At 63.1% G+C, this 19142-nt stretch carries 21 protein-coding genes; 10 read left to right on the top strand and 11 right to left on the bottom strand.

The genetic code is table 11. The features are described from left to right. The first annotated feature begins 105 nt into the window (after positions 1-105). The 4 genes from ACZ9BC_RS05490 to ACZ9BC_RS05475 all read left to right on the top strand — a co-directional run bounded on the left by ACZ9BC_RS05490 (position 106) and on the right by ACZ9BC_RS05475 (position 3687). The gene (locus ACZ9BC_RS05490; protein ID WP_079596164.1) at positions 106-492 is read left to right on the top strand and encodes a HesB/IscA family protein; all 387 of its coding nucleotides are present in this window, start codon (positions 106-108) and stop codon (positions 490-492) included. A 186-nt stretch (positions 493-678) separates the two neighbouring features. Further along, positions 679-1551: an aa3-type cytochrome oxidase subunit II gene (ctaC, locus tag ACZ9BC_RS05485; RefSeq protein ID WP_079596163.1), complete on the top strand. Its 873-nt coding sequence runs from the start codon at positions 679-681 to the stop codon at positions 1549-1551. 10 nt (positions 1552-1561) lie between these two features. Further along, positions 1562-3289 carry an aa3-type cytochrome oxidase subunit I gene (ctaD, locus tag ACZ9BC_RS05480; RefSeq protein WP_115525777.1) on the top strand — a complete coding sequence of 576 codons (1728 nt, stop codon included), beginning with the start codon at positions 1562-1564 and terminating at the stop codon, positions 3287-3289. Next, entirely contained in the window at positions 3286-3687 is a 402-nt protein-coding gene (locus tag ACZ9BC_RS05475) for a cytochrome c oxidase subunit 4 (RefSeq protein WP_079596161.1), read from the top strand. The genes ctaD and ACZ9BC_RS05475 overlap by 4 nt, the downstream gene beginning before the upstream one ends. Before the next feature lie 99 nt (positions 3688-3786). Here ACZ9BC_RS05475 and ACZ9BC_RS05470 read toward each other — a convergent pair whose 3' ends face one another. After that, positions 3787-4080: an HPr family phosphocarrier protein gene (locus ACZ9BC_RS05470; protein ID WP_476245083.1), complete on the bottom strand. Its 294-nt coding sequence runs from the start codon at positions 4078-4080 to the stop codon at positions 3787-3789. Positions 4081-4245: 165 nt separating this feature from the next. Between ACZ9BC_RS05470 and ACZ9BC_RS05465 the strand changes: the two genes are divergently transcribed. Further along, complete coding sequence (locus tag ACZ9BC_RS05465) at positions 4246-5016, top strand: GntR family transcriptional regulator (protein WP_476245082.1); 771 nt, start codon at positions 4246-4248, stop codon at positions 5014-5016. A 116-nt stretch (positions 5017-5132) separates the two neighbouring features. Here ACZ9BC_RS05465 and qcrB read toward each other — a convergent pair whose 3' ends face one another. From qcrB to ctaE, 4 genes are all read right to left on the bottom strand, one after another. Then, on the bottom strand, positions 5133-6803 hold the full coding sequence (gene qcrB / locus ACZ9BC_RS05460; protein ID WP_079596158.1) for a cytochrome bc1 complex cytochrome b subunit: 1671 nt from the start codon (positions 6801-6803) through the stop codon (positions 5133-5135). Further along, positions 6781-7854 carry a cytochrome bc1 complex Rieske iron-sulfur subunit gene (gene qcrA / locus ACZ9BC_RS05455; protein ID WP_079596157.1) on the bottom strand — a complete coding sequence of 358 codons (1074 nt, stop codon included), beginning with the start codon at positions 7852-7854 and terminating at the stop codon, positions 6781-6783. Before qcrA ends, qcrB begins: the two co-directional genes overlap by 23 nt. A gap of 99 nt (positions 7855-7953) precedes the next feature. Next, complete coding sequence (gene qcrC / locus ACZ9BC_RS05450; protein WP_476245081.1) at positions 7954-8742, bottom strand: cytochrome bc1 complex diheme cytochrome c subunit; 789 nt, start codon at positions 8740-8742, stop codon at positions 7954-7956. 86 nt (positions 8743-8828) lie between these two features. Next, positions 8829-9467: an aa3-type cytochrome oxidase subunit III gene (gene ctaE, locus ACZ9BC_RS05445; protein WP_476245080.1), complete on the bottom strand. Its 639-nt coding sequence runs from the start codon at positions 9465-9467 to the stop codon at positions 8829-8831. Positions 9468-9615: 148 nt separating this feature from the next. On the opposite strand from ctaE, the gene trpD reads away from it, so the two are divergent. Beyond that, positions 9616-10671, top strand: coding sequence for an anthranilate phosphoribosyltransferase (gene trpD, locus ACZ9BC_RS05440; protein ID WP_476245079.1), 1056 nt, complete (start codon positions 9616-9618; stop codon positions 10669-10671). A 6-nt stretch (positions 10672-10677) separates the two neighbouring features. Here the strand turns inward: trpD and ACZ9BC_RS05435 are convergent, their stop codons facing one another. Then, complete coding sequence (locus ACZ9BC_RS05435) at positions 10678-10959, bottom strand: Lrp/AsnC family transcriptional regulator (RefSeq protein WP_050687163.1); 282 nt, start codon at positions 10957-10959, stop codon at positions 10678-10680. A gap of 120 nt (positions 10960-11079) precedes the next feature. Next, a complete protein-coding gene (locus ACZ9BC_RS05430; protein WP_476245078.1) occupies positions 11080-11481 on the bottom strand; it encodes a DUF3054 domain-containing protein in 402 nt (133 codons plus the stop codon). Positions 11482-11550: 69 nt separating this feature from the next. Between ACZ9BC_RS05430 and ACZ9BC_RS05425 the strand changes: the two genes are divergently transcribed. Then, positions 11551-12024 carry a VOC family protein gene (locus ACZ9BC_RS05425; protein WP_476245077.1) on the top strand — a complete coding sequence of 158 codons (474 nt, stop codon included), beginning with the start codon at positions 11551-11553 and terminating at the stop codon, positions 12022-12024. A gap of 2 nt (positions 12025-12026) precedes the next feature. Here the strand turns inward: ACZ9BC_RS05425 and ACZ9BC_RS05420 are convergent, their stop codons facing one another. From ACZ9BC_RS05420 to ACZ9BC_RS05405, 4 genes are all read right to left on the bottom strand, one after another. Then, a complete protein-coding gene (locus tag ACZ9BC_RS05420) occupies positions 12027-12617 on the bottom strand; it encodes a hypothetical protein (RefSeq protein ID WP_476245076.1) in 591 nt (196 codons plus the stop codon). Positions 12618-12677: 60 nt separating this feature from the next. Then, positions 12678-13751, bottom strand: a complete 1074-nt coding sequence (locus ACZ9BC_RS05415) for a chitinase (RefSeq protein WP_476245075.1) — start codon at positions 13749-13751, stop codon at positions 12678-12680. Next, the gene (locus tag ACZ9BC_RS05410; RefSeq protein ID WP_476245074.1) at positions 13748-16093 is read right to left on the bottom strand and encodes a bifunctional polysaccharide deacetylase/glycosyltransferase family 2 protein; all 2346 of its coding nucleotides are present in this window, start codon (positions 16091-16093) and stop codon (positions 13748-13750) included. The genes ACZ9BC_RS05415 and ACZ9BC_RS05410 overlap by 4 nt, the downstream gene beginning before the upstream one ends. 253 nt (positions 16094-16346) lie before the next feature. Further along, the gene (locus ACZ9BC_RS05405) at positions 16347-16577 is read right to left on the bottom strand and encodes a hypothetical protein (protein ID WP_181039485.1); all 231 of its coding nucleotides are present in this window, start codon (positions 16575-16577) and stop codon (positions 16347-16349) included. Between the two features lie 293 nt (positions 16578-16870). Between ACZ9BC_RS05405 and ACZ9BC_RS05400 the strand changes: the two genes are divergently transcribed. From ACZ9BC_RS05400 to ACZ9BC_RS05390, 3 genes are all read left to right on the top strand, one after another. Next, positions 16871-17020, top strand: a complete 150-nt coding sequence (locus tag ACZ9BC_RS05400; protein WP_476245073.1) for a hypothetical protein — start codon at positions 16871-16873, stop codon at positions 17018-17020. Between the two features lie 175 nt (positions 17021-17195). Beyond that, positions 17196-18440, top strand: a complete 1245-nt coding sequence (locus ACZ9BC_RS05395; RefSeq protein WP_476245072.1) for a type III polyketide synthase — start codon at positions 17196-17198, stop codon at positions 18438-18440. Between the two features lie 16 nt (positions 18441-18456). Next, positions 18457-19140, top strand: a complete 684-nt coding sequence (locus ACZ9BC_RS05390; protein ID WP_476245071.1) for a class I SAM-dependent methyltransferase — start codon at positions 18457-18459, stop codon at positions 19138-19140. Positions 19141-19142: the final 2 nt, after the last annotated feature.

Below are 19142 nucleotides of genomic sequence, written 5' to 3'. Positions count from 1 at the left end.
TACACGGCTGTCCGACGTAGCATGTAGCTATAGCCCATACCCAATCCGTAGGGGCTGGCACCGCCACGGCGGCGCCGCCAGGACCCGTCCTAAGAAGGTAGGCCAATGAGCACCGCAACCAATGAGAACAGCACCGAAACCACCAGCGCTGCCGGCGAACTGCCGGTCCACGAGGTCAAGCTGACCGACGTCGCCGCAGGCAAGGTCCGCAGTCTTCTCGAGCAGGAGGGCCGTACGGATCTGCGCCTTCGGGTTGCCGTGCAGCCCGGCGGCTGCTCCGGACTGATCTACCAGCTCTACTTTGACGAGCGGCTCCTCGACGGGGACGCCGTCCGCGACTACGACGGCGTCGAAGTCGTGGTTGACAAGATGAGCGTCCCGTACCTCAGCGGCGCCAGCATCGACTTCGAAGACACCATCTCGAAGCAGGGCTTCACCATCGACAACCCGAACGCCGGCGGCTCCTGCGCCTGTGGAGATTCCTTCCACTAGGCCGGTTATTTCGCCCGATGCCGGCGCCGTGTCTCCTGCCATCAACATTGGCATGGGGGCACGGCGCCGACATGTGGGCGAAACGCCCGGCGGAGCGGTAAGCTCTACACCGAGTAGTAAAACTTTTAGTGTGCCCGGGGCGCCGATGGCTGCCCGGACAACAGCAACAAGTAGGAAGGGCCGTCTGTGAGTTCGCAGAACCGAACCGGCAGCCGACGCAAAACGATCACAACGATCACAGGCTTGGCTATTGCCGGCGCGTTGGTTTTGACCGGATGTTCGCCAGAGGTAGAGAAAGGGTGGCTGCCCACTGAACGTGGCACCACCAGCAACACCGACCGCATCATGGACCTCTGGGTCAACTCATGGATTGCCGCCCTTGTTGTGGGCATCATTACCTGGGGCCTGATCGTCTGGTGCCTGGTGGCCTACCGTCGCCGCAAGGGCACCGTCGGGTTCCCGCGGCAGACCAGCTTCAACCTGCCCCTGGAAGTCTTTTACCTGACCATCCCGCTGTTCATGGTCCTGGTGTTCTTCTACTTCACCGACCGCGACCAGCAGGCCATTGATGACCGCTCCCAGCCCGCCGACGTCGTTGTTGACGTCCGCGGCAAGCAGTGGGCCTGGGACTTTAACTACAAGGCCGGCGACGTCATCGAAGAAGACGTCCACGAGGCCGGCGTCCAGGCGCACCTCACCGGAAACACCATTGACAAGGAACAGCTCCCCACCCTGTACCTGCCGGTGAACAAGTCCGTTGACCTGGAACTGAACGCACGCGACGTCATCCACTCCTTCTGGGTTCCCGCCTTCCTTCAGAAGCGCGACATGATCCCGGGCAAGACCAACTACATCCGGTTTACCCCCACTAAAGAGGGCACCTACGACGGCAAGTGCGCCGAACTCTGCGGCGAGTACCACTCCGAAATGCTGTTCCGCGTCAAGGTGGTGTCGGAATCTGAATTCCAGGCCCACATGGACGGGCTGAAGGCAGCCGGCAACACGGGCCTCCTCGGTGTGGAGTACGACCGCAACCCGAACCTGAACGAAATTAAGTAAGGGGAGCGACGTGGCTACGTACACTCAATCCGCACCCACCGGAGTCCTGACGGCTCCCGTGGTTCCCAAATCCAAGGGACGCATCGTCGTCAACTGGATCACCTCCACTGACCACAAAACCATCGGGTACATGTACCTGATCGCATCCTTTGTGTTCTTCTGCCTCGGCGGCGTCATGGCGCTGCTGATCCGTGCCGAACTCTTTGAGCCCGGCATGCAGATCCTGCAGACCAAAGAGCAGTACAACCAGCTGTTCACCATGCACGGCACCGTTATGCTGCTCATGTTCGCAACCCCGCTGTTCGCAGGGTTTGCGAACGTCATCATGCCGCTGCAGATCGGCGCCCCGGACGTTGCCTTCCCGCGCCTGAACGCCCTGGCGTTCTGGTTCTTCCTGTTCGGCTCCAGCATCGCCGTCTCCGGCTTCATCACCCCGCAGGGTGCTGCCTCGTTCGGCTGGTTCGCCTACGCGCCGTTGTCCAACACCACGTTCAGCCCCGGCATCGGTGGCGACCTGTGGGTCTTCGGCCTGGCACTGTCCGGCTTCGGCACCATCCTCGGTGCGGTCAACTTCATCACCACCATCATCTGCATGCGCGCCCCCGGCATGACCATGTGGCGGATGCCGATCTTCACCTGGAACACCCTGGTCACGGCCATCCTGGTCCTCATGGCGTTCCCGCCGCTGGCCGCAGCCCTGTTCGCCCTTGGCGCGGACCGGCGCTTCGGTGCACACATCTTCGACCCCGAGAACGGCGGCGCTGTCCTGTGGCAGCACCTGTTCTGGTTCTTCGGCCACCCCGAGGTGTACATCATCGCGCTGCCGTTCTTCGGCATCGTGTCCGAGATCTTCCCGGTCTTCAGCCGCAAGCCGATCTTCGGCTACAAGGGCCTGGTCTACGCGACCATCGCCATTGCAGCCCTGTCCGTGACGGTGTGGGCCCACCACATGTACGTCACAGGCTCCGTGCTGCTCCCGTTCTTCGCGTTCATGACCATGCTCATCGCGGTACCCACCGGCGTGAAGTTCTTCAACTGGATCGGCACCATGTGGCGCGGATCTCTGACCTTCGAGACTCCCATGCTGTGGAGCATCGGCTTCCTCATCACGTTCCTCTTCGGCGGCCTGACCGGCATCATCCTGGCCTCCCCGCCGCTGGACTTCCACGTGTCCGACTCCTACTTCGTGGTGGCGCACTTCCACTACGTGGTGTTCGGCACCGTGGTGTTCGCGATGTTCGCCGGGTTCTACTTCTGGTGGCCCAAGTGGACCGGCAAGATGCTCAACGAGCGTCTCGGCAAGATCCACTTCTGGCTCCTCTTCCTCGGCTTCCACGGCACGTTCCTCATCCAGCACTGGCTGGGTGTCGAAGGCATGCCCCGCCGGTACGCCGACTACCTCGTGGAGGACAACTTCACCTGGATGAACCAGTTCTCCACCGTGGCGTCCTTCGTCCTGGGTGCTTCACTGATCCCGTTCTTCTGGAACGTGTACATCACCTGGCGCAGCGCCGAAAAGGTGCAGGTGGACGATCCCTGGGGCTTCGGTGCCTCACTCGAGTGGGCTACGTCCTGCCCGCCGCCGCGCCACAACTTCACCTCCCTGCCCCGGATCCGTTCCGAGCGTCCCGCCCTGGACCTGCACCATCCTGAACTCCGCCAGGTCCACACCGTTGAATCCCCGGCTCCTGCAGCCCAGGCGCTGGGTAACGCCGACCAGAAGGACACCGCACAGTGAAAATCGAATCTTGGATCTTTGGAGCCGGAGTCTTCTTCTTTGTCCCGGTAGCACTGGTTTACGGTTTCCTGACCAACTGGGGCGAATGGGTAGGCATCCTGGGCATCCTGCTGGTCGGCGGCCTCGCCGGCATGATCGGCGGATACCTCGGCTTCACCGGCAAGCGCGTCGGCTTGCGTCCCGAGGACCGCAGCGACGCTGAAATCCACGAAGGCGCCGGCGAACAGGGCCACTTCAGCCCCTGGAGCTGGTGGCCGCTGGTGCTTGGCCTCGCCTGCGCAGGCGGATTCCTTGGCCTGGCCGTCGGCTTCTGGATCGTCTACATCGCGGCCGGTCTGGCTGTTGTAGCCCTCGTCGGCTGGGTGTACGAGTACAGCCGCGGAGACCACGCCCATTAGGCATCAGATAGCAAACAACGACGTCGGGCCCCACCTTAGGTGGGGCCCGACGTCGTTGCTGTTCATGCCCGCTCTGTTTTTCTTCGAGCCCAGTTCCGTCTACAGCGCGCCCTGCGACTCCAGAAGGACGGCAAGGCCCCGGAGGGCATCTTCCGCCTTTTCGCGGCTTACAGCCCCGTTCAAGGCGTTCTCGCTGATGCCCAATTCCACCTCGCACCCGTGGTGGAAGTCAGCAGTCATCACGTGAAGCAACGACCGGGCATCCACGCCGTTGATACCGGCTTTGGCGATCGTCACAGGAAGCCCGGTGTCGGTGACGGCCCGGACAAAGATGGCTGCCGGCCGTGCGTGCAGGCCGACGGACGCCGTGACCACGGCCTTGTGTGTTGGCAAAGGGGACTCCTTCGTCGTGACGGCCCCCATCCGTCGGTAACAGAATTTCCTGACCAAATATAGCTGGCCTGCATCGTCCACTGCCAAAGAAGGTATCGGCTGCACGGAGCTGGTCTAGACCTGCCCTACGATTGAAGGGGAAAATCGACGGCAGGGAGACAGACCATGGCGGTTGGCGCTAAGGGGATCAGGGGCGAGATTGACCGTGCCAGCGGCACGGCGATCTATGTCCAGCTGCGGGAGATCCTGCGGGGCTACATCGCTGAGTCCTGCCCGCCGGGTTCTGCGCTGCCCTCTGAACGGGATCTTGCGGAGCGGTTCGGACTTGCCCGGATGACCGTCCGCCAGGCGATTGACGCGCTGGTGGGTGAAGAGGTCATTGAACGGGTGGTGGGACTTGGCACCTTTGTCCGCCGCCCAAAACTGGACCTTCAGGTAAAGCTGACCTCCTACAGCGAGGAGATGCAGCGCCGTGGCATGGTCCCGGCAGCCAAAGTCCTCAGCTTCGAACAGATCGGCGCCAGCGCCTTCCTCGCGCGTGAACTGCAGCTGGACGAAGGGACGCCGCTGGTGCGCTTCCGCCGGCTGCTGCTCGCTGATGGTGAGCCCATGAGCGTTGATGAAAACTTCATTCCTGCCCACCGGGTGCCCGGACTCCTGGATGGTGAACCGCCGACGTCACTGTATAACGTCCTCAGCGAGCAATTCGGGCTGGTGATGGAGTGGGGCGAGGACATGATCGAGGCCACCGCTGCTTCGCCGTCCACGGCCCGGCTGCTAAATGTGGAGGTCGGGTCTCCGTTGCTGAAAATCCAGCGGCACGCCTTCGTTGCCCGGGCAATGGTGGACTATTCGGTGTCCTACTACCGGGCTGACAGGTACAAGCTGTGGGTTCCCCTGCAGCGTCCCGGAGCACGCCGGGCGCGGAACCACTAGACCTGGCGGGAATCCTGGCGTGCTGCTTGCGCCCGCCTGCCTGAAGCCTGCCGAACAGGAAAACAGAAGAGGCCCGGTCCATCTGGACCGGGCCTCTTGCTGTCTGTACGCGGAGCTTAGTGGGACAGGCTCTTTGCTTCTTCGGGGGCTTCAACCGCTGCGTGACCATGGCCGTGGGCAGCTTCCAGCTCTGCAGGAGTGGCGGGAGCAACGCGGTCCTCGAAGAACCACTTGGAGAGGAACGCGCGGCGCTTCTCCTTGCTGGTCACCACACCGTGCTCGTTCGGCACGGCCGGGAGCACCTCAGGCGACTCGAATCCCACCAGTTTGTAGCGCTTGTACTCATCCAGAGGTGCGTGGACCTCGATGAATTCGCCATGGGGGAGACGGACGATGCGGCCGGTCTCGCGGCCGTGGAGTGCGATCTCGCGGTCCTTGCGCTGGAGGGCCAGGGCAACACGCTTGGTGACGATGAACGCAATGATCGGGCCGATGAAGAACAGGGCTCGCAGCCAGTACGTGACATCGTTCAGGGAGACACCGAAGTGCGTGGCGATGAGGTCGGAACCTGCAGCTGCCCACATCACGCAGTACCAGACGAACCCTGCCATGCCGATCGCCGTACGGGTCGGGGCGTTGCGGGGGCGGTCCAGGACGTGGTGCTCGCGGTCGTCCTTGGTGATCCACCGCTCGATCCACGGGTACATGAACATCACGGTGAAGAGGATGCCGGCAGGCACGAGGGCCGGAAGTAGGACGTTGAAGCTGAAGACGAAGCCGAACCAGTCCTGCTCCACCTGCCAGTTGCCCAAGGTGCCGGGCATCAGGCGCAGGGCGCCGTCAACGAAACCGATGTACCAGTCGGGCTGGGTACCGGCTGACACGGGCGAGGGATCGTACGGGCCGTAGTTCCAGATCGGGTTGATGGTGAAGAAACCGGCCATCAGGGCCAGGACACCGAACACGATGAAGAAGAAGCCACCGGCCTTGGCGGCGTAGACAGGTCCCAGAGGGTAGCCGACAACGTTGTTGTCGTTGCGGCCCGGGCCGGGGTACTGGGTGTGCTTGTGAACGACCACCATGAAGAGGTGCAGCACGATCATCAGCAGGATCAGTGCCGGTACAAGCAGGATGTGCAGCATGTACAGGCGGCCGATGATGGCCGTTCCCGGGAACTCCCCGCCAAACAGGAAGAACGAGATGTACGTTCCGATCACCGGGATGGACTTGATCACGCCGTCGATGATGCGCAGGCCGTTGCCGGAAAGCAGGTCATCGGGGAGGGAGTAGCCGGTGAAGCCGGCAGCCATCGCGAGGATGAGGAGCACGCCACCCACAACCCAGTTCATTTCACGGGGCTTGCGGAACGCTCCGGTGAAGAAGACCCTCAGCATGTGCACGGCGATGGAAGCCACGAACAGCAGTGCCGCCCAGTGGTGGACCTGGCGCATGAAGAGGCCGCCGCGGACGTCAAAGGAGATGTCCAGCGACGAGTTGTACGCCACCGACATTTCGACGCCCTTGAGGGGAACGTAGGAGCCGTCGTAATGCGTCTCCGCCATGGACGGATCGAAGAAGAACGTCAGGAACGTGCCCGAGAGGAGCAGGATGACGAAGGAGTACAGTGCCACTTCGCCGAACATGAAGGACCAGTGGTCCGGGAAGACCTTGCGGCCGAATTCCCGGAGGATTCCGGAACCGCCAACACGTGCATCGACGAAGTCGGTGAACCGGCCTGTCTTGGTTTTGGCGACGAAAGCGGGCTCAGCTGTTGATGCTGCGCTCATGCATATCACGCTCCCAGTAACTTGGTCCTACGGGTTCTTTGAAGTCGCTGGTGGCGACCAGGTAGCCCTCGTCATCAACTGCGATGGGCAGCTGGGGGAGAGGACGGCTGGCGGGGCCGAAGATCACCTTGCACTCCTGCGTGAGGTCAAAGGTGGACTGGTGGCACGGGCACAGCAGGTGGTGCGTCTGCTGCTCGTAAAGAGCAACAGGGCACCCGACGTGGGTGCAGATCTTGGAGTAGGCAACGATTCCGTTGTATCCCCAGTCCTCGCGTCCCGCAGAAGGGTTCAGCGACGCGGGATCAAGGCGCATCAGCAGTACAACTGCCTTGGCCTTCTCGTTCAGCTTGCCCTCGTGGAGTTCGTTCAGGCCCTCGGGGATGACGTGGAATGCCGAGCCGATGGTGACGTCCGATGCCTTGATGGGCGTACCGTCGGGGTCACGGGCGAGACGCTTGAGCTGCCCGTCCTGGGGAGCCCACATGGTGTGGGCAAGCTTGTTGTCCGGACGCGGTCCGAGGTCGCCGAAGATGGCAACTGCCGGAAGCGGTGCGAGTGCCACGGCACCGAGCAGGGTGTTCCGGATCAGCGGACGGCGCTTGATGCCCGTCTCTTCCACGATGTCGTCAACGATGCGGACGGCAGCCTGCCGGTCCTCTTCGTAGCGGATGGCGTGGCGTTCCTCGGAGACTTCATGGTCCGGCATCAGGGCCTTGGCCCAGTGCACGATGCCGGTGCCGATGCCAAGCATCGCAAAGGCCGTTCCAAGACCCAGGAGCATGTTCTGGATCCGGATGGTGTCAATGGTTGAGTCTCCAGGCCCCAGATCGATGGCAAAGTACGCCACCAGGAAGATCAGGGTTCCAACAACAGAGATGCCAAATAGTAAGGCGACCTGCCGTTCTGCCCGCTTTGCGGCCTTCGGGTCCGTGTCAGCCAGGCGCAAACGGTGCGGGGGAATTCCAGGGTCCTGGAACTTCTCCACCTCATTCTGACCAGCCGTAGCTACGGTGCCCGAGTGGTTCGGACTGCCGTCACTATGGTTGCCCATAATTCGCCTCATCCTTCTCTCGTCCCGGCGGTTGCCGGGTTAGTTTCTAATATCAACCTGCTGACAGGGCAGCAGAAGTTTGTGGTGCGTTGCCGGACGTCAGGACGTACGGGAGGTCAGCCAGATGGTGAAGGCGATGATGACACCCAGGCCGGCAACCCAGACAAACAGGCCTTCTGCGACGGGACCAAGGGAGCCAAGGTCAGCGCCGCCGGGGGAGCCGCTGGTCTCGATCTGCTTCAGGAAGGTGATGATGTCGCGCTTGCCTTCGGGAGTGATGTTGGAATCACTGAAGACGGGCATGTTCTGCGGGCCGGTGACCATGGCCTCGTAGATGTGCTTTCCGGACGTGTCAGACAGTGCCGGAGCAAACTTGCCGCGGGTCAGTGCACCGCCGGCGGCAGCAGCGTTGTGGCACATGGCGCAGTTGGTGCGGAACAGTTCGCCACCCTCAGCGGCGTTGCCACCCTCATCCAGCAGTTCTTCCTCAGGGATTGCCGGGCCGGCTCCCAGGGAAGCGACATAGGCTGAAAGCTGGTGGGTCTGTTCATCGTTGAACTGGACCGGCTTCTCCAGGGCCTGAGGGCCGTTCATCTGCATCGGCATGCGCCCGGTGCCCACCTGGAAGTCAACCGCAGCGGCACCCACGCCCACCAGTGAAGGACCGTCCTGGCTGCCGCTGGCGCCCATACCGTGGCACGTGGCGCAGTTGGCGGCGAAGAGCTTGCCGCCTTCCTCAACGTCGTTTGCGCTGTAGGTGGTGGTGGAAGCCTTGGCCTCGTTGACGGTGGTGGCGACGGCATAGAGCCCACCCGTGAGGAGGAGACCCATCAGGAGCAGCGCTATGGCTGCAAGTGGGTGACGCCGCTTTTGTGAGAGTGCCTTCACGTGGTGGTTCCTTTATTCGTTCCTGCGCCGGCTCCGGGAGCCGCTACCTGAAATTCTGCCTCTTGTAGAAAAAGAATCAAAGCTGGCTACTTGAGTACGTAGATGACCAGGAAGAGGCCGATCCACACAACGTCCACGAAGTGCCAGTAGTACGAGGTGACGATCGCGGACGTTGCCTCGAAGTGACCGAACTTCTTCGCAGCAAATGACCGGCCCATGATGAGCAGGAAGGCGATCAGGCCGCCGATGACGTGGAGGCCGTGGAAGCCCGTTGTCATGTAGAAGGCCGAGCCGTAGGCGTTGGAGGACAGCGATACGTGCTCGGAGACGAGCATTGCGTATTCGGTGGCCTGGCCGGCGACGAAGAACGCGCCCATGAGGAACGTCAGGGTGAACCATTCGTTCATTCCCCAGCGGGAGAACTGGAACGCACCCCCGGTCCGGCGCGGCTGGAGCCGCTCAGCGGCGAAGACGCCCATCTGGCAAGTGAAGGAACTGGCCACGAGGACGATCGTGTTAACGAGCGCAAAGGGGAAGTTGAGCTTGGCTGTCTCGTCCGCCCACATCTGCGCGCTTGTGGAGCGCAGGGTGAAGTACATGGCGAAGAGACCGGCGAAGAACATCAACTCGCTGGACAGCCACACAACGGTTCCAACGGAAACCATATTGGGGCGGTTCAGCGTGGGGTGCGCCGGGGTACTGGGGGCATGGGTCGCAGATGTCACATAGACATTATGTCGGTAAAAGTCCGTGCTGCCCAACGCAAACCGCCTTTTCGGGGGACTTTTTCTACAAAGACGCGAAATCGCCGGGAAAAGTTCCCGCGGCCGTTCATATTGGTCAGTCCCCGCCATCCCTCGATAGCATCAGGAGGTGACTTCACAGGCATCTGCAGCGTCCGGCAACACCTGGCCCCGGTTGATCTCGGCATTGATCAGCGGCAGGGACCTTACTGCGGACAACACCTCCTGGGCGATGGACACCATCATGTCGGGGGAGGCCACGGCTGCACAGATTGCCGGCTTCCTGGTTGCCCTTAGCGCCAAGGGCGAAACGGTGGAGGAGCTGTCCGGCCTGGTGGACGCCATGCTTTCCCACGCCAACCCGGTGGCCATTTCCGGCGAGAAGCTCGACATCGTCGGTACGGGCGGCGACCAGCTCAACACGGTGAACATATCCACCATGGCCGCCCTTGTGGCAGCCGGCGCCGGCGCCAAGGTGGTCAAGCACGGCAACCGGGCGGCATCGTCGTCGTCAGGATCTGCGGATGTGCTGGAGGCGCTGGGCGTCCGGCTAGACCTGTCCATTCCGCAGGTTGCACGCAATGCCGAAGAGGCGGGAATCACCTTCTGCTTCGCGCAGGTTTTCCACCCGTCGTTCCGTCACACGGCCGTTCCGCGGCGCGAACTTGCCATTCCCACCGCCTTCAATTTTCTTGGGCCCCTCACAAACCCCGCCAACGTGCAGGCTTCGGCAGTGGGAGTCGCCAATGCGAGGATGGCGCCGCTGGTGGCGGGCGTCCTGGCCCGGCGCGGAAGCCGCGGCCTGGTGTTCCGGGGGAATGACGGCCTCGATGAGCTGACCACCACCGGTCCTTCCACCGTGTGGGAAATCCGCAACGGTTCTGTGGGCGAACTGACGTTCGATCCCCGGGACCTGGGGATCAGCCTGGCCACAGTGGAACAGCTCCGGGGCGGCGACGCCCAGGCCAACGCTGCTGTGGTCCGCGAAGTGCTTGCGGGCAAGGAAGGACCCGCGAGGGATGCGGTGCTGCTCAATGCCGCGGCCGGCCTGGTGGCTTTTGACCCTGCGGCCGAAGGGCCGTTCCTTGACCGGATGAAGGACGCCTACGGCCGCGCCGCGGCGTCGGTCGACTCCGGAGCTGCCGCAGCCGTGCTGGAGAAGTGGGTCTCCCTCACCAGTTCCTAAGGGTGCCTACTGCTCGAACCCCAGTGAAAATGCTGCGTCCAGGTCGTGCTGCGAGTAGGCCCGGAACGCGATGTGGGTAGTGGTGTGAACTACGGCGGGGACCTTGGACAGCCTGTCGGCAATGACGTCGGCCAGGTCTTCGTGCCGGGGTACGCGGGCAACGGCGATCAGGTCCCATTCGCCAGTCACTGAATACACCTCGCTGATGCCCTCGATCGCGGAGATCTCCTCTGCTGTCTCGGGAATACGGGCAGCGTCAGTTTTGATCAGAACGAATGCGGTGATCACGATGAACCCTTCCGGATCTGTTGCGCCGCGGGCATTGCCCGGCAAGCGTTTCGGTACTGTCAGCCTATTACACCAGCCATGGCGGCCAGGGCCGCGCCATCCCGGTGCCCGGCCGGGGAGTCACACGGTTCGTCTGCGCCGGATGGCGGCCAGCAACAGACGGTAGCCAAGCAGCAGCACACCCAGGCTGAGCAGCGCCACGATGATGAAGGGGAGCACAACTGTTTGGCCGGTGGCGGCCCGCAGGAGCATCCCGCCCACCAGGCTGCCAATCCACACTCCCAGCCCTGTCCTGCGCACCGAGAACGGGTCCCGCCACGCCCTGGTGGCAAGCCACCCGGCCGCCGCCCCGGCAAGGAACGGCCAGGCAGTGAGCAGGACGCCCGCCACAACATCCCCGCGCTGGTGGGCATCGCGTCCAATGGCGGCAAACAGCAGGATCAGCACGATGTCTGAGACGGCCGCAGCGGTCACCAGGCGGGCGGAGGGCGGCTTCACTGGCAACAGGTTCCGGGAACTCATGCATTCGAGCCTAGCCGCCCGTTCCCGGCCGACGCGATCCGCACTAGGCTCAAGCCGAAAGGAGCAACCATGCCACGGAAGATCGGGACCTGCCTCTGGTTCGAGAACCAGGCGGAAGAGGCCGCAATGTTCTACACCAGCGTCTTTGACGATTCAAGAATCCTCGACATCTCCCGGTTCGGGGAGGAAACGCCGGGGCCGGCAGGTGAGGCCATAGCCGTCGACTTCGAACTGGAAGGACGCAGTTTCACCGCGCTGAACGGAGCACGGACGTCCAGTTTCACCGAAGCGGTATCCTTCGTGGTGGACTGCGAGGACCAGGCCGCCGTGGACCGGTACTGGGCTGCTTTGACCGACGGCGGCACGGAAAGCCAGTGCGGATGGCTTCGGGACCGGTACGGGGTGTCGTGGCAGATTGTTCCCGCCATCCTCCCCTCGCTGATTGCCGGTCCGGATCCCCAGGGTTCGCAGCGGGCGATGCAGGCAATGCTGGGCATGCGGAAACTGGACATCGCCGAACTGCAGAAGGCCTACGACGGTTGAGGCTAACGGGATACCAGCCCGTTCCCGTAGCCGGAATCGCACTTGCCATCGTGGATCACTCCGTTGCCGGGCGCCACGGCGTAGTTGCTGCCCGGGTTGAACACAGCTGTCCGCACACCGGTAACCTGCACCGCACAACCCTGGGCGAAGGACATACTCTCCCCTTCGCCGCCGATCCACATGTCGATCCACAGTGAAGCGTCACCGTGTTCTTCAGCTCCGGTATGGCAGGGCCCCAGTTCCGGAGCCGGACCGTCGCCGCACGCGTCCTCCACGATGAAGTACCGGCGTACGTCCGGCAGGTAGATGCGGGTGCCCGCGGGGACATCCAGCACGCTGGTGCCCGTCTCCTTGGAATGACCGACGGCGATGGTCACCGGATCTTCGTACGTTCCGGTTCCGCCCGCCACCTTGTGCAGGACAGGGTGGCTGATGATGGCGGAGCCCGCGGGAGTGTTGTCGTACCAGGAATAGGCAGTGATGAAGACGTCGGAGACCACGGTCTCACCGGAGGCCCGCGGTGCGCCTCCGCAGCCGGCGGCGGCCAGGAGCACAAGGCAGAAACCTGACAACGAATAGACACCCCGTCCCATCCGCCCCCTCCAGAACTGCCGGCCGCTCCGCATCCCTCATTAAAGCGCAACTGCCCGTCATCAAGGGGCTTCTGCGAACCCATTTCCCAGAAGCCTGCCGAATTGGCGGGCTTCCTGCTCCAGCCCGCTGCAGCTGTGGGACACGCCCTGGTGCTCCGGGTCGCAGGCGGTATCCCTGTTAAGGGACCACATTGACATCCTGCCGATGCCGCGGTCCCTCGCAAAGGCGTTGAGGCGCTCAGCATCATCCAGCGTGAACACGTTTTCCTCCAGATCGTTCACGCCAATCATGGGCGTCAGCCCGATCCTGCTCCAGGCCTGTTCGTCCCCGTTCAGCTTGCCTGCCTTCCCGAGGAGCTCCACGAGTGTGCGATGGGTTGCTTCTGCGGCCGCTGCCGACGCATCGAACATGCTGAGGCCGGCAGGGAGCGGACCGAAGTTCATGGTCATGATGTTGATTCCCGCCACCTCGACGCCCGCATCGAGCATGGTCTCAACCGAAATTGCGGCGGCGGGCGTCAGCCCGTCCCGCGAAACGGGCAGCGTGAGCCAGACCCGCAATGGCTTCCCGGATGGCCGATCGGCCTGCAGGCGTGCCATGGCTGAGGCCCGCCTGGCGGCGGCGGCGGGGTCCGAGGCTCCTTGTCCTTCAACGTCCAGGTCCACGACGTCGAGGCCATACCTGGCGATGACCGTGGCGTATGCCTTGGCAAGGGATTCCTCGTCGGAACAGGCAACGGCCAGTTCCGCGCCTTTCTGGCCGCCGAAAGATACCGCAACGTTGTTCCCCGCGCTTCGGTAGGCCTCCAGCTGCGCGTCAAGGTCAAGCTTGTCGCCTGCCAGTTCCAGATCGTAGGACCCGCCCCACGAGGGTTCGCAGGGCCGGGCGGGGTCGGAACTGATGAAGGAAAGGACAGTGGTGGACGGTCCCCCCGAGGGGGCATCCTCGAGGCGGAGCGCCGGAAGGAGCGTGACATCGAGATAGCCCCCGAACCACGGCGAAACCTGTTCGCCAGGGTTCACTCCGGCCTCCCCGCTGTTGTCGTCCCGTGGCGCGGAGCCACAGGCGGCCATCGCGGCAACTGCCGCGATGGCCGCCAGAACGCGGATGCTGCGCCTGGCATCGCGCCTCACGTGGTGCTGGGGGAGAGGGGACCGGGGGAAACAGGAGTGTTGGTTTGGCCCGGAAGGTCCGCCAGGATGACACTGTTGGTGCGTTCGGGCCTGTACCACCCCACCGCTGAACCGCGCAGGGCGCGGAGCGCCGAACCAAAGACGACATAGGCGCGGAGCGGTTCGTAGATCAGCCGGTAGATGGGCACCATGAGCAGGTGGAGGGGGTTTTCCCGCACCATGATCACGGCCACGATCGAAATCAGCAGGTGGGTTGCTGCCACGAACGCCGAGAAGATGGCGATGGCCTGCCATTCCCCGCGGCTCAGGCTGATGAAGGCCACCGCGACTGTCAGCGGCATAAACAGCAGCGGGACAAGGACGGAAATGAGGGCATAGGGCATGGTGAGCATTCCCAGCGCCCCGAACTTCGGGTTGAACAGCATGCGGCGGTGCTTGTACAAGGTCTGGAAGTTGCCGTATGTCCAGCGCAGCCGTTGCTTGAACAACCCGCGGAACGTCAGGGGCGCTTCAGTCCACGCCACGGCCTCATTTTCCTGGACGATGCTGTACCCCAGGCGCTGCAGGGACAGCGTCAGGTCGGCGTCTTCAGCCAGTGTGTCGTGGGAGTAGCCGCCTGCTTTGACCAATGCCTCACGGCGCCATGCAGCGCACGCTCCGGGAACGATGGAGATCGCGCCCATGAGGCCCTCTGCCATGCGGGTGACACAGATACCGGAGAGATACTCCAGGCTTTGCCAGGCGGTGACGATGTTCCGCCGGTTTCCGACCTTCACATGACCGGCAACGGCTCCAACCTCCTTGCCGTTCCGGGGGGCCAGGAAGTGACGGGCGAACATTTTTATCGTCTGGGGCTCGAAAAGCGTGTCGCCGTCCAGGGTCACCACAATCTCTCCGCGCGCCTCTTCGATCCCATAGTTGCTGGCTGCGGATTTGCCGCCGTTGGCCTGGTCGAGGACCCGGAGGCCGGGCCACGATTCGGCGTACTCCCTCAAAACAGCAAGGGTACTGTCCGTAGAGCCGTCGTTGATGGCGATGACCTCCAGCCGGGGGTAGTCACTGGCCTGGAGGGCATCGAGGGTTTTCGCCACCACGAGTTCTTCATTGAAGACTGGCAGGATCACGCTGACCAATGGCCACTCTGATTCGGCGATCTCCTCCCACCGGCGCTTCTTCTGGCGCCTGTTGTTGACAATGGCCAGGACCACGAAGAGGAACGTGAGGATGGTAAGGGATCCGATGCCGAACCAGAACAGCCAGTTCAGCAGCAGGTTGGGTGTCACCAGGTAGGTTGTCAGCGCCGCGAGGGTTACGTTGTCTTCGACGCTTGCCGGCACGCTGTGCTGGGGCACGTATTCGGCCGGCAGCAAGGGTTGCAGGGTGGCGAAAGTGTAGCCCTGCGCCTTCGCCTGGGGAATGAATTTCTTCAGCATCTCGATGGTTCCCCGGCGGTCTCCGCCTCCGTCGTGGAGGAGGACGATGTGTCCCTCGCCGTTCAGCTCCGGGATGGGGATTTCGGCTTCCGGGACGTATTCCCAGTCCCTGGTGTCCAGGTCCATGCTGACGTGCAGGTAACCGAGCTGCTGTGACTGCAGCAGTGCCAGCGTGTTGTTCTCCGGGTCGCCGGTGGGGATGCGGAACAACCGTGACTCGTAGTTGTCGGCGGCACGCATGACCCGGTCGGTTCCGATGATTTGCTGGCGGTTGAAGGCATCATCGTGGGCCCAGAAGTCGATGTGCGACATGGTGTGGTTGCCCACCATGTGGCCTTCCCGGACCATGCGCCGGAAGATGTCAGGATATTTGACGATGTTGTCCCCGACAGTGAAGAACGTGGCCGGTACGCCCTCGCGGGACAGCAGGTCCAGGATTTCCGGCGTGAACCTGGGATCCGGGCCGTCATCGAATGTCAGCATGAGCGTGCGCTCTTTGGTCTTGCCGTAGGCCTCCACAACATAGGGACTGGCGCCGATCAGCTTTGACTCTTCCGGTGTGGCTTCCCGCCACACGGTGTCACTGAAGGGATCCTTCAGCAGAACTTTGCCGTTCTTATTTTCTACCGTTGCGATCCTGTGGAACGTAGCCTCGCCCAGGTCCACTCCGATCCTGGGGATGTTTTCCAGGTCCTGCAGGTCCAGCAACTGCCTGGGGTAGGTCGCGACCTGATTTTGCTGCCCGGAGTGGACCGGGGCCGTGGCGGCGGGGAGGACCATCACAACTGACAGGACCATCAACAGCATGAGCGCAAGCAGGCAGCTAAGAATCCGGCGCCAGCGCTTGCCGCTTGCGTCGAAGAAGACAGGTGCCGCAGGGGATAAAGGAGATGGCGATGGAAGTGTCATGGAACCCTCGCATAGGAGCTGGACAAAGGAGCGGGGATACACCCCGGTCGTGGGTAGTAAGTCCTGTTCCTCGAGCTTCAGCAAGGATCCGGCCGGCAATCAATCCTCAGGAGAAGAGATCACCGTGATCTGCCCACCTGGAGCGTTGGCAGAAGCCCTGAAAGCTGCTGCCCTCAAATCGAGACTACGGGGGCCGGTTGACGTCAACATGCGTAAGTGGTACTCGAATTCGAGTACCCCCATACTTGGTTACCTACAGGCGGCGCACCAGCCAACTGGCCTCCCAGCTTGCCTGGTACCCGGCGTCGTCGTCCCGTTCCACCAGGACATGCGTGACGGTGTAGGCGATGGCGTGGCAGGTGATGGCACGAACCTTGACGGGCGCCGGGCGGAGCATCAGCACCGGCCTGCCCGGGGCCTGCCGGAGCGCGTCCTCGCGGGCGGTGTCACGCGTTCCGGATGCCTGGGGGAGTGGGGACAACACCGCGCTTTTTTCTGCGGGTTCAGGGGAAAGCGGCATGATGATTCCTGGCTATTGTGCACCGAAGCCGTCTGCATAAGCCGGCGAAGGAATGTGGCGATGACTGCCGGCAGAAGCCGAAGATGGCGTGTGCGAACGACGATAGAAGACCGGCCGCCGTTTGGCACCCGTGGTGAGGTACCCGAATCTTCCCGGCGGGCTACCTATGAACGGTCCATTGTGGCCAGCTGCTACCGCATGATGAAGTAACTACTGGTTTAGGCGTTCCGAGTACTTTTGCCCACCCTGGAGGTCCTGTGAACAAGCCACTGTGGATCTGCTGCCTTTTGGGCGCCGCTGTTGGAATCACCCTCGGCCTGGCAGTCTTCGACAGCCCCGTGGTGGGTTTCGCGCTTGGCCTGGGTGTCGGCGCCCTGGTGGGCGCGGGGATAGGGTCCAGGCGTTAGCCCGGGGAGGGTCGGGATTGTCGTTACTTTACATAATGTAGATTATCGGCGTTTTCGAGCCGAGCCCGGAAGGAGCTCGGGAAGACCTGCACGCCGGCAACAGTTACCGGGACAAATGCGCAGGTCAACAGCCTGAACCATTGTCTTAATCCGGGGCCTCGCTAAGAATGTGTCAATGACGGTCTACGTGCGATCACTTGAAACTGCAGTCCCAAAGACAATGCTGATCCAGTCAGAAGCCCGTGACGTATTTGCGGCCCAGCCGGGATTAACGCGGCTGGGCTCCAGGCTGGTGAATACGTGCTTTGACTCCGCGGCCATCGACACACGGTTCACCGCCGTCGACGAACTCACCAACGACTTCCGCTCCGATGACCCCCAGTTCTACGACCCTGCCACCGGCCTCCTGCTGAATCCCAGCACCAAGGTACGCAACGACATCTTCGCCCGCGAGGCTACCAAACTGTTTGTCGAGGCCGCCCGTGCCGCCGTGGACGCCTGCCCGGAACTGGATTTACTTGACATAACTCATCTCGTGACCGTCTCCTGTACCGGTTTCTTCAACCCCGGCCCGGACTACAAAATCGTGCGGGAGCTGGGCTTGGATCCGGCAGTCCAGCGCTACCATCTGGGCTTTATGGGTTGCTATGCAGCTTTCCCCGCACTGCGCGCCGCCAAGCTCTTCTGTGAGGCCGACCCGAACGCCGTTGTCCTGGTGGTCTGCGCCGAACTGTGCTCCCTGCACGTGCGGACATCCAACGACCCCGACACCATCATGGGCTCGGCGCTCTTCGCCGACGGGGCCGCCGCCGCCGTCGTCACCGCCAGGCCGGGCGCGGAAGAAGCCTCGCTGCTGCAGCTGGACCACTTCGAAACGGTGCTGACCCCCGTGGGCGAGGACTCCATGGCCTGGAACATTGGTGACCACGGCTTCGAGATGGTTCTGGGAAACTACGTTCCGCACATCATCGACGACCACATTGTGGGCGCGCTGCAGCCACTCCTGGCCCGGGAACCTGAACTGCATGCACTCCCCTACACGTCCATCCGGCACTGGGCCATCCACCCGGGCGGACGGAGCATCCTGGACAAGGTCCAGTCCCGGCTCGGCCTCACGGACCAGCAGCTGGTTCCTGCCCGCGAAGTCCTGCGGAACTACGGCAACATGAGCAGTGCCACCGTGCTGTTCGTCCTGAAGCACATCCTGGACCAGGACAACGGAATCAGCGACCCCCATGCCGGCGATCACCAACCCGCCGGCAACGCACCTGGCGACGACCGGATCTGCTCCATGGCCTTCGGCCCGGGACTCACGGTGGAGACTGCCATGTTCACCAAGCTGACCCAGGCGCCGCGGGTCAGCAACGCGGTAGTCCAGCGGGACGCCCGTTTTGAGCCGGCAGAAGCGCCGGTGTCCTGACCGGGTGGGATTCCTGATGCGGGAGCGGGCCGCCGGAGCCGTGGAGCTGATGGACCTGCCGGACTGCGATCCGTGGCGCCTGGACAACACCTACCGCCAGTTTGCCGTGGTCAACAGGGTCCTGGGCGGCTGGCGCCGGCTGTACCGGCGTGAACTCCTCCCCATGATGACCGCCGGCTCAGGTACCGCCACGCTGCTGGACATCGGCTCCGGCGGCGGCGACCTTGCCGTCATGCTTGCCCGCCGGGCGGAACGTGACGGACTGACGCTCCGGATCACGGGCATTGACCCCGATCCGCGGGCCGCCGCCTTCGCGTCGAAACGGCAGCCGGTCCGGGGCGTCGAATTCCGGCAGGCGCACAGTACGGACCTGGTGCAGGAGGGCAGGACGTACGACGCCGTGATCTCCAACCATGTCCTGCATCACTTGAGTGCAGACGAGCTGCAGCAGCTGCTGGCGCATTCGCAGATCCTGGCGGGGCAGAAGGCCCTGCACAATGACCTCCGCCGGAGTCCCATCGCCTATGCACTGTTCGGGGTGGCCGCCCTGCCCTTCCCCCGCTCCTATATCCGGGCGGACGGCCTGACCTCGATACGGCGGAGCTACACGCCCCCGGAGTTGGCGGCAATCGCTCCTCCGGGCTGGACGGTTGAGCGCAGCACCACCTTCCACCAGGTCCTCGCCTGGCGCAGGAACTGACT

It is taken from the genome of Pseudarthrobacter sp. TE3704, assembly GCF_056279405.1.
Note: the sequence above shows the minus strand (reverse complement) of the source record. Positions and strands in the feature narration are given on the sequence as shown.

Excerpts from the sequence above, each read along its gene's own strand:
- ACZ9BC_RS05390 (WP_476245071.1), top strand. The coding sequence starts at position 18,457 with ATGCGGGAGCGGGCCGCCGGAGCCGTGGAGCTGATGGACCTGCCGGAC.
- qcrA (WP_079596157.1), bottom strand. The coding sequence starts at position 7,854 with ATGGGCAACCATAGTGACGGCAGTCCGAACCACTCGGGCACCGTAGCT.
- ACZ9BC_RS05490 (WP_079596164.1), top strand. The coding sequence starts at position 106 with ATGAGCACCGCAACCAATGAGAACAGCACCGAAACCACCAGCGCTGCC.
- ACZ9BC_RS05420 (WP_476245076.1), bottom strand. The coding sequence starts at position 12,617 with ATGGGACGGGGTGTCTATTCGTTGTCAGGTTTCTGCCTTGTGCTCCTG.
- ACZ9BC_RS05395 (WP_476245072.1), top strand. The coding sequence starts at position 17,196 with ATGACGGTCTACGTGCGATCACTTGAAACTGCAGTCCCAAAGACAATG.
- ACZ9BC_RS05410 (WP_476245074.1), bottom strand. The coding sequence starts at position 16,093 with ATGACACTTCCATCGCCATCTCCTTTATCCCCTGCGGCACCTGTCTTC.
- qcrB (WP_079596158.1), bottom strand. The coding sequence starts at position 6,803 with ATGAGCGCAGCATCAACAGCTGAGCCCGCTTTCGTCGCCAAAACCAAG.
- ACZ9BC_RS05430 (WP_476245078.1), bottom strand. The coding sequence starts at position 11,481 with ATGAGTTCCCGGAACCTGTTGCCAGTGAAGCCGCCCTCCGCCCGCCTG.
- ACZ9BC_RS05425 (WP_476245077.1), top strand. The coding sequence starts at position 11,551 with ATGCCACGGAAGATCGGGACCTGCCTCTGGTTCGAGAACCAGGCGGAA.
- ACZ9BC_RS05465 (WP_476245082.1), top strand. The coding sequence starts at position 4,246 with ATGGCGGTTGGCGCTAAGGGGATCAGGGGCGAGATTGACCGTGCCAGC.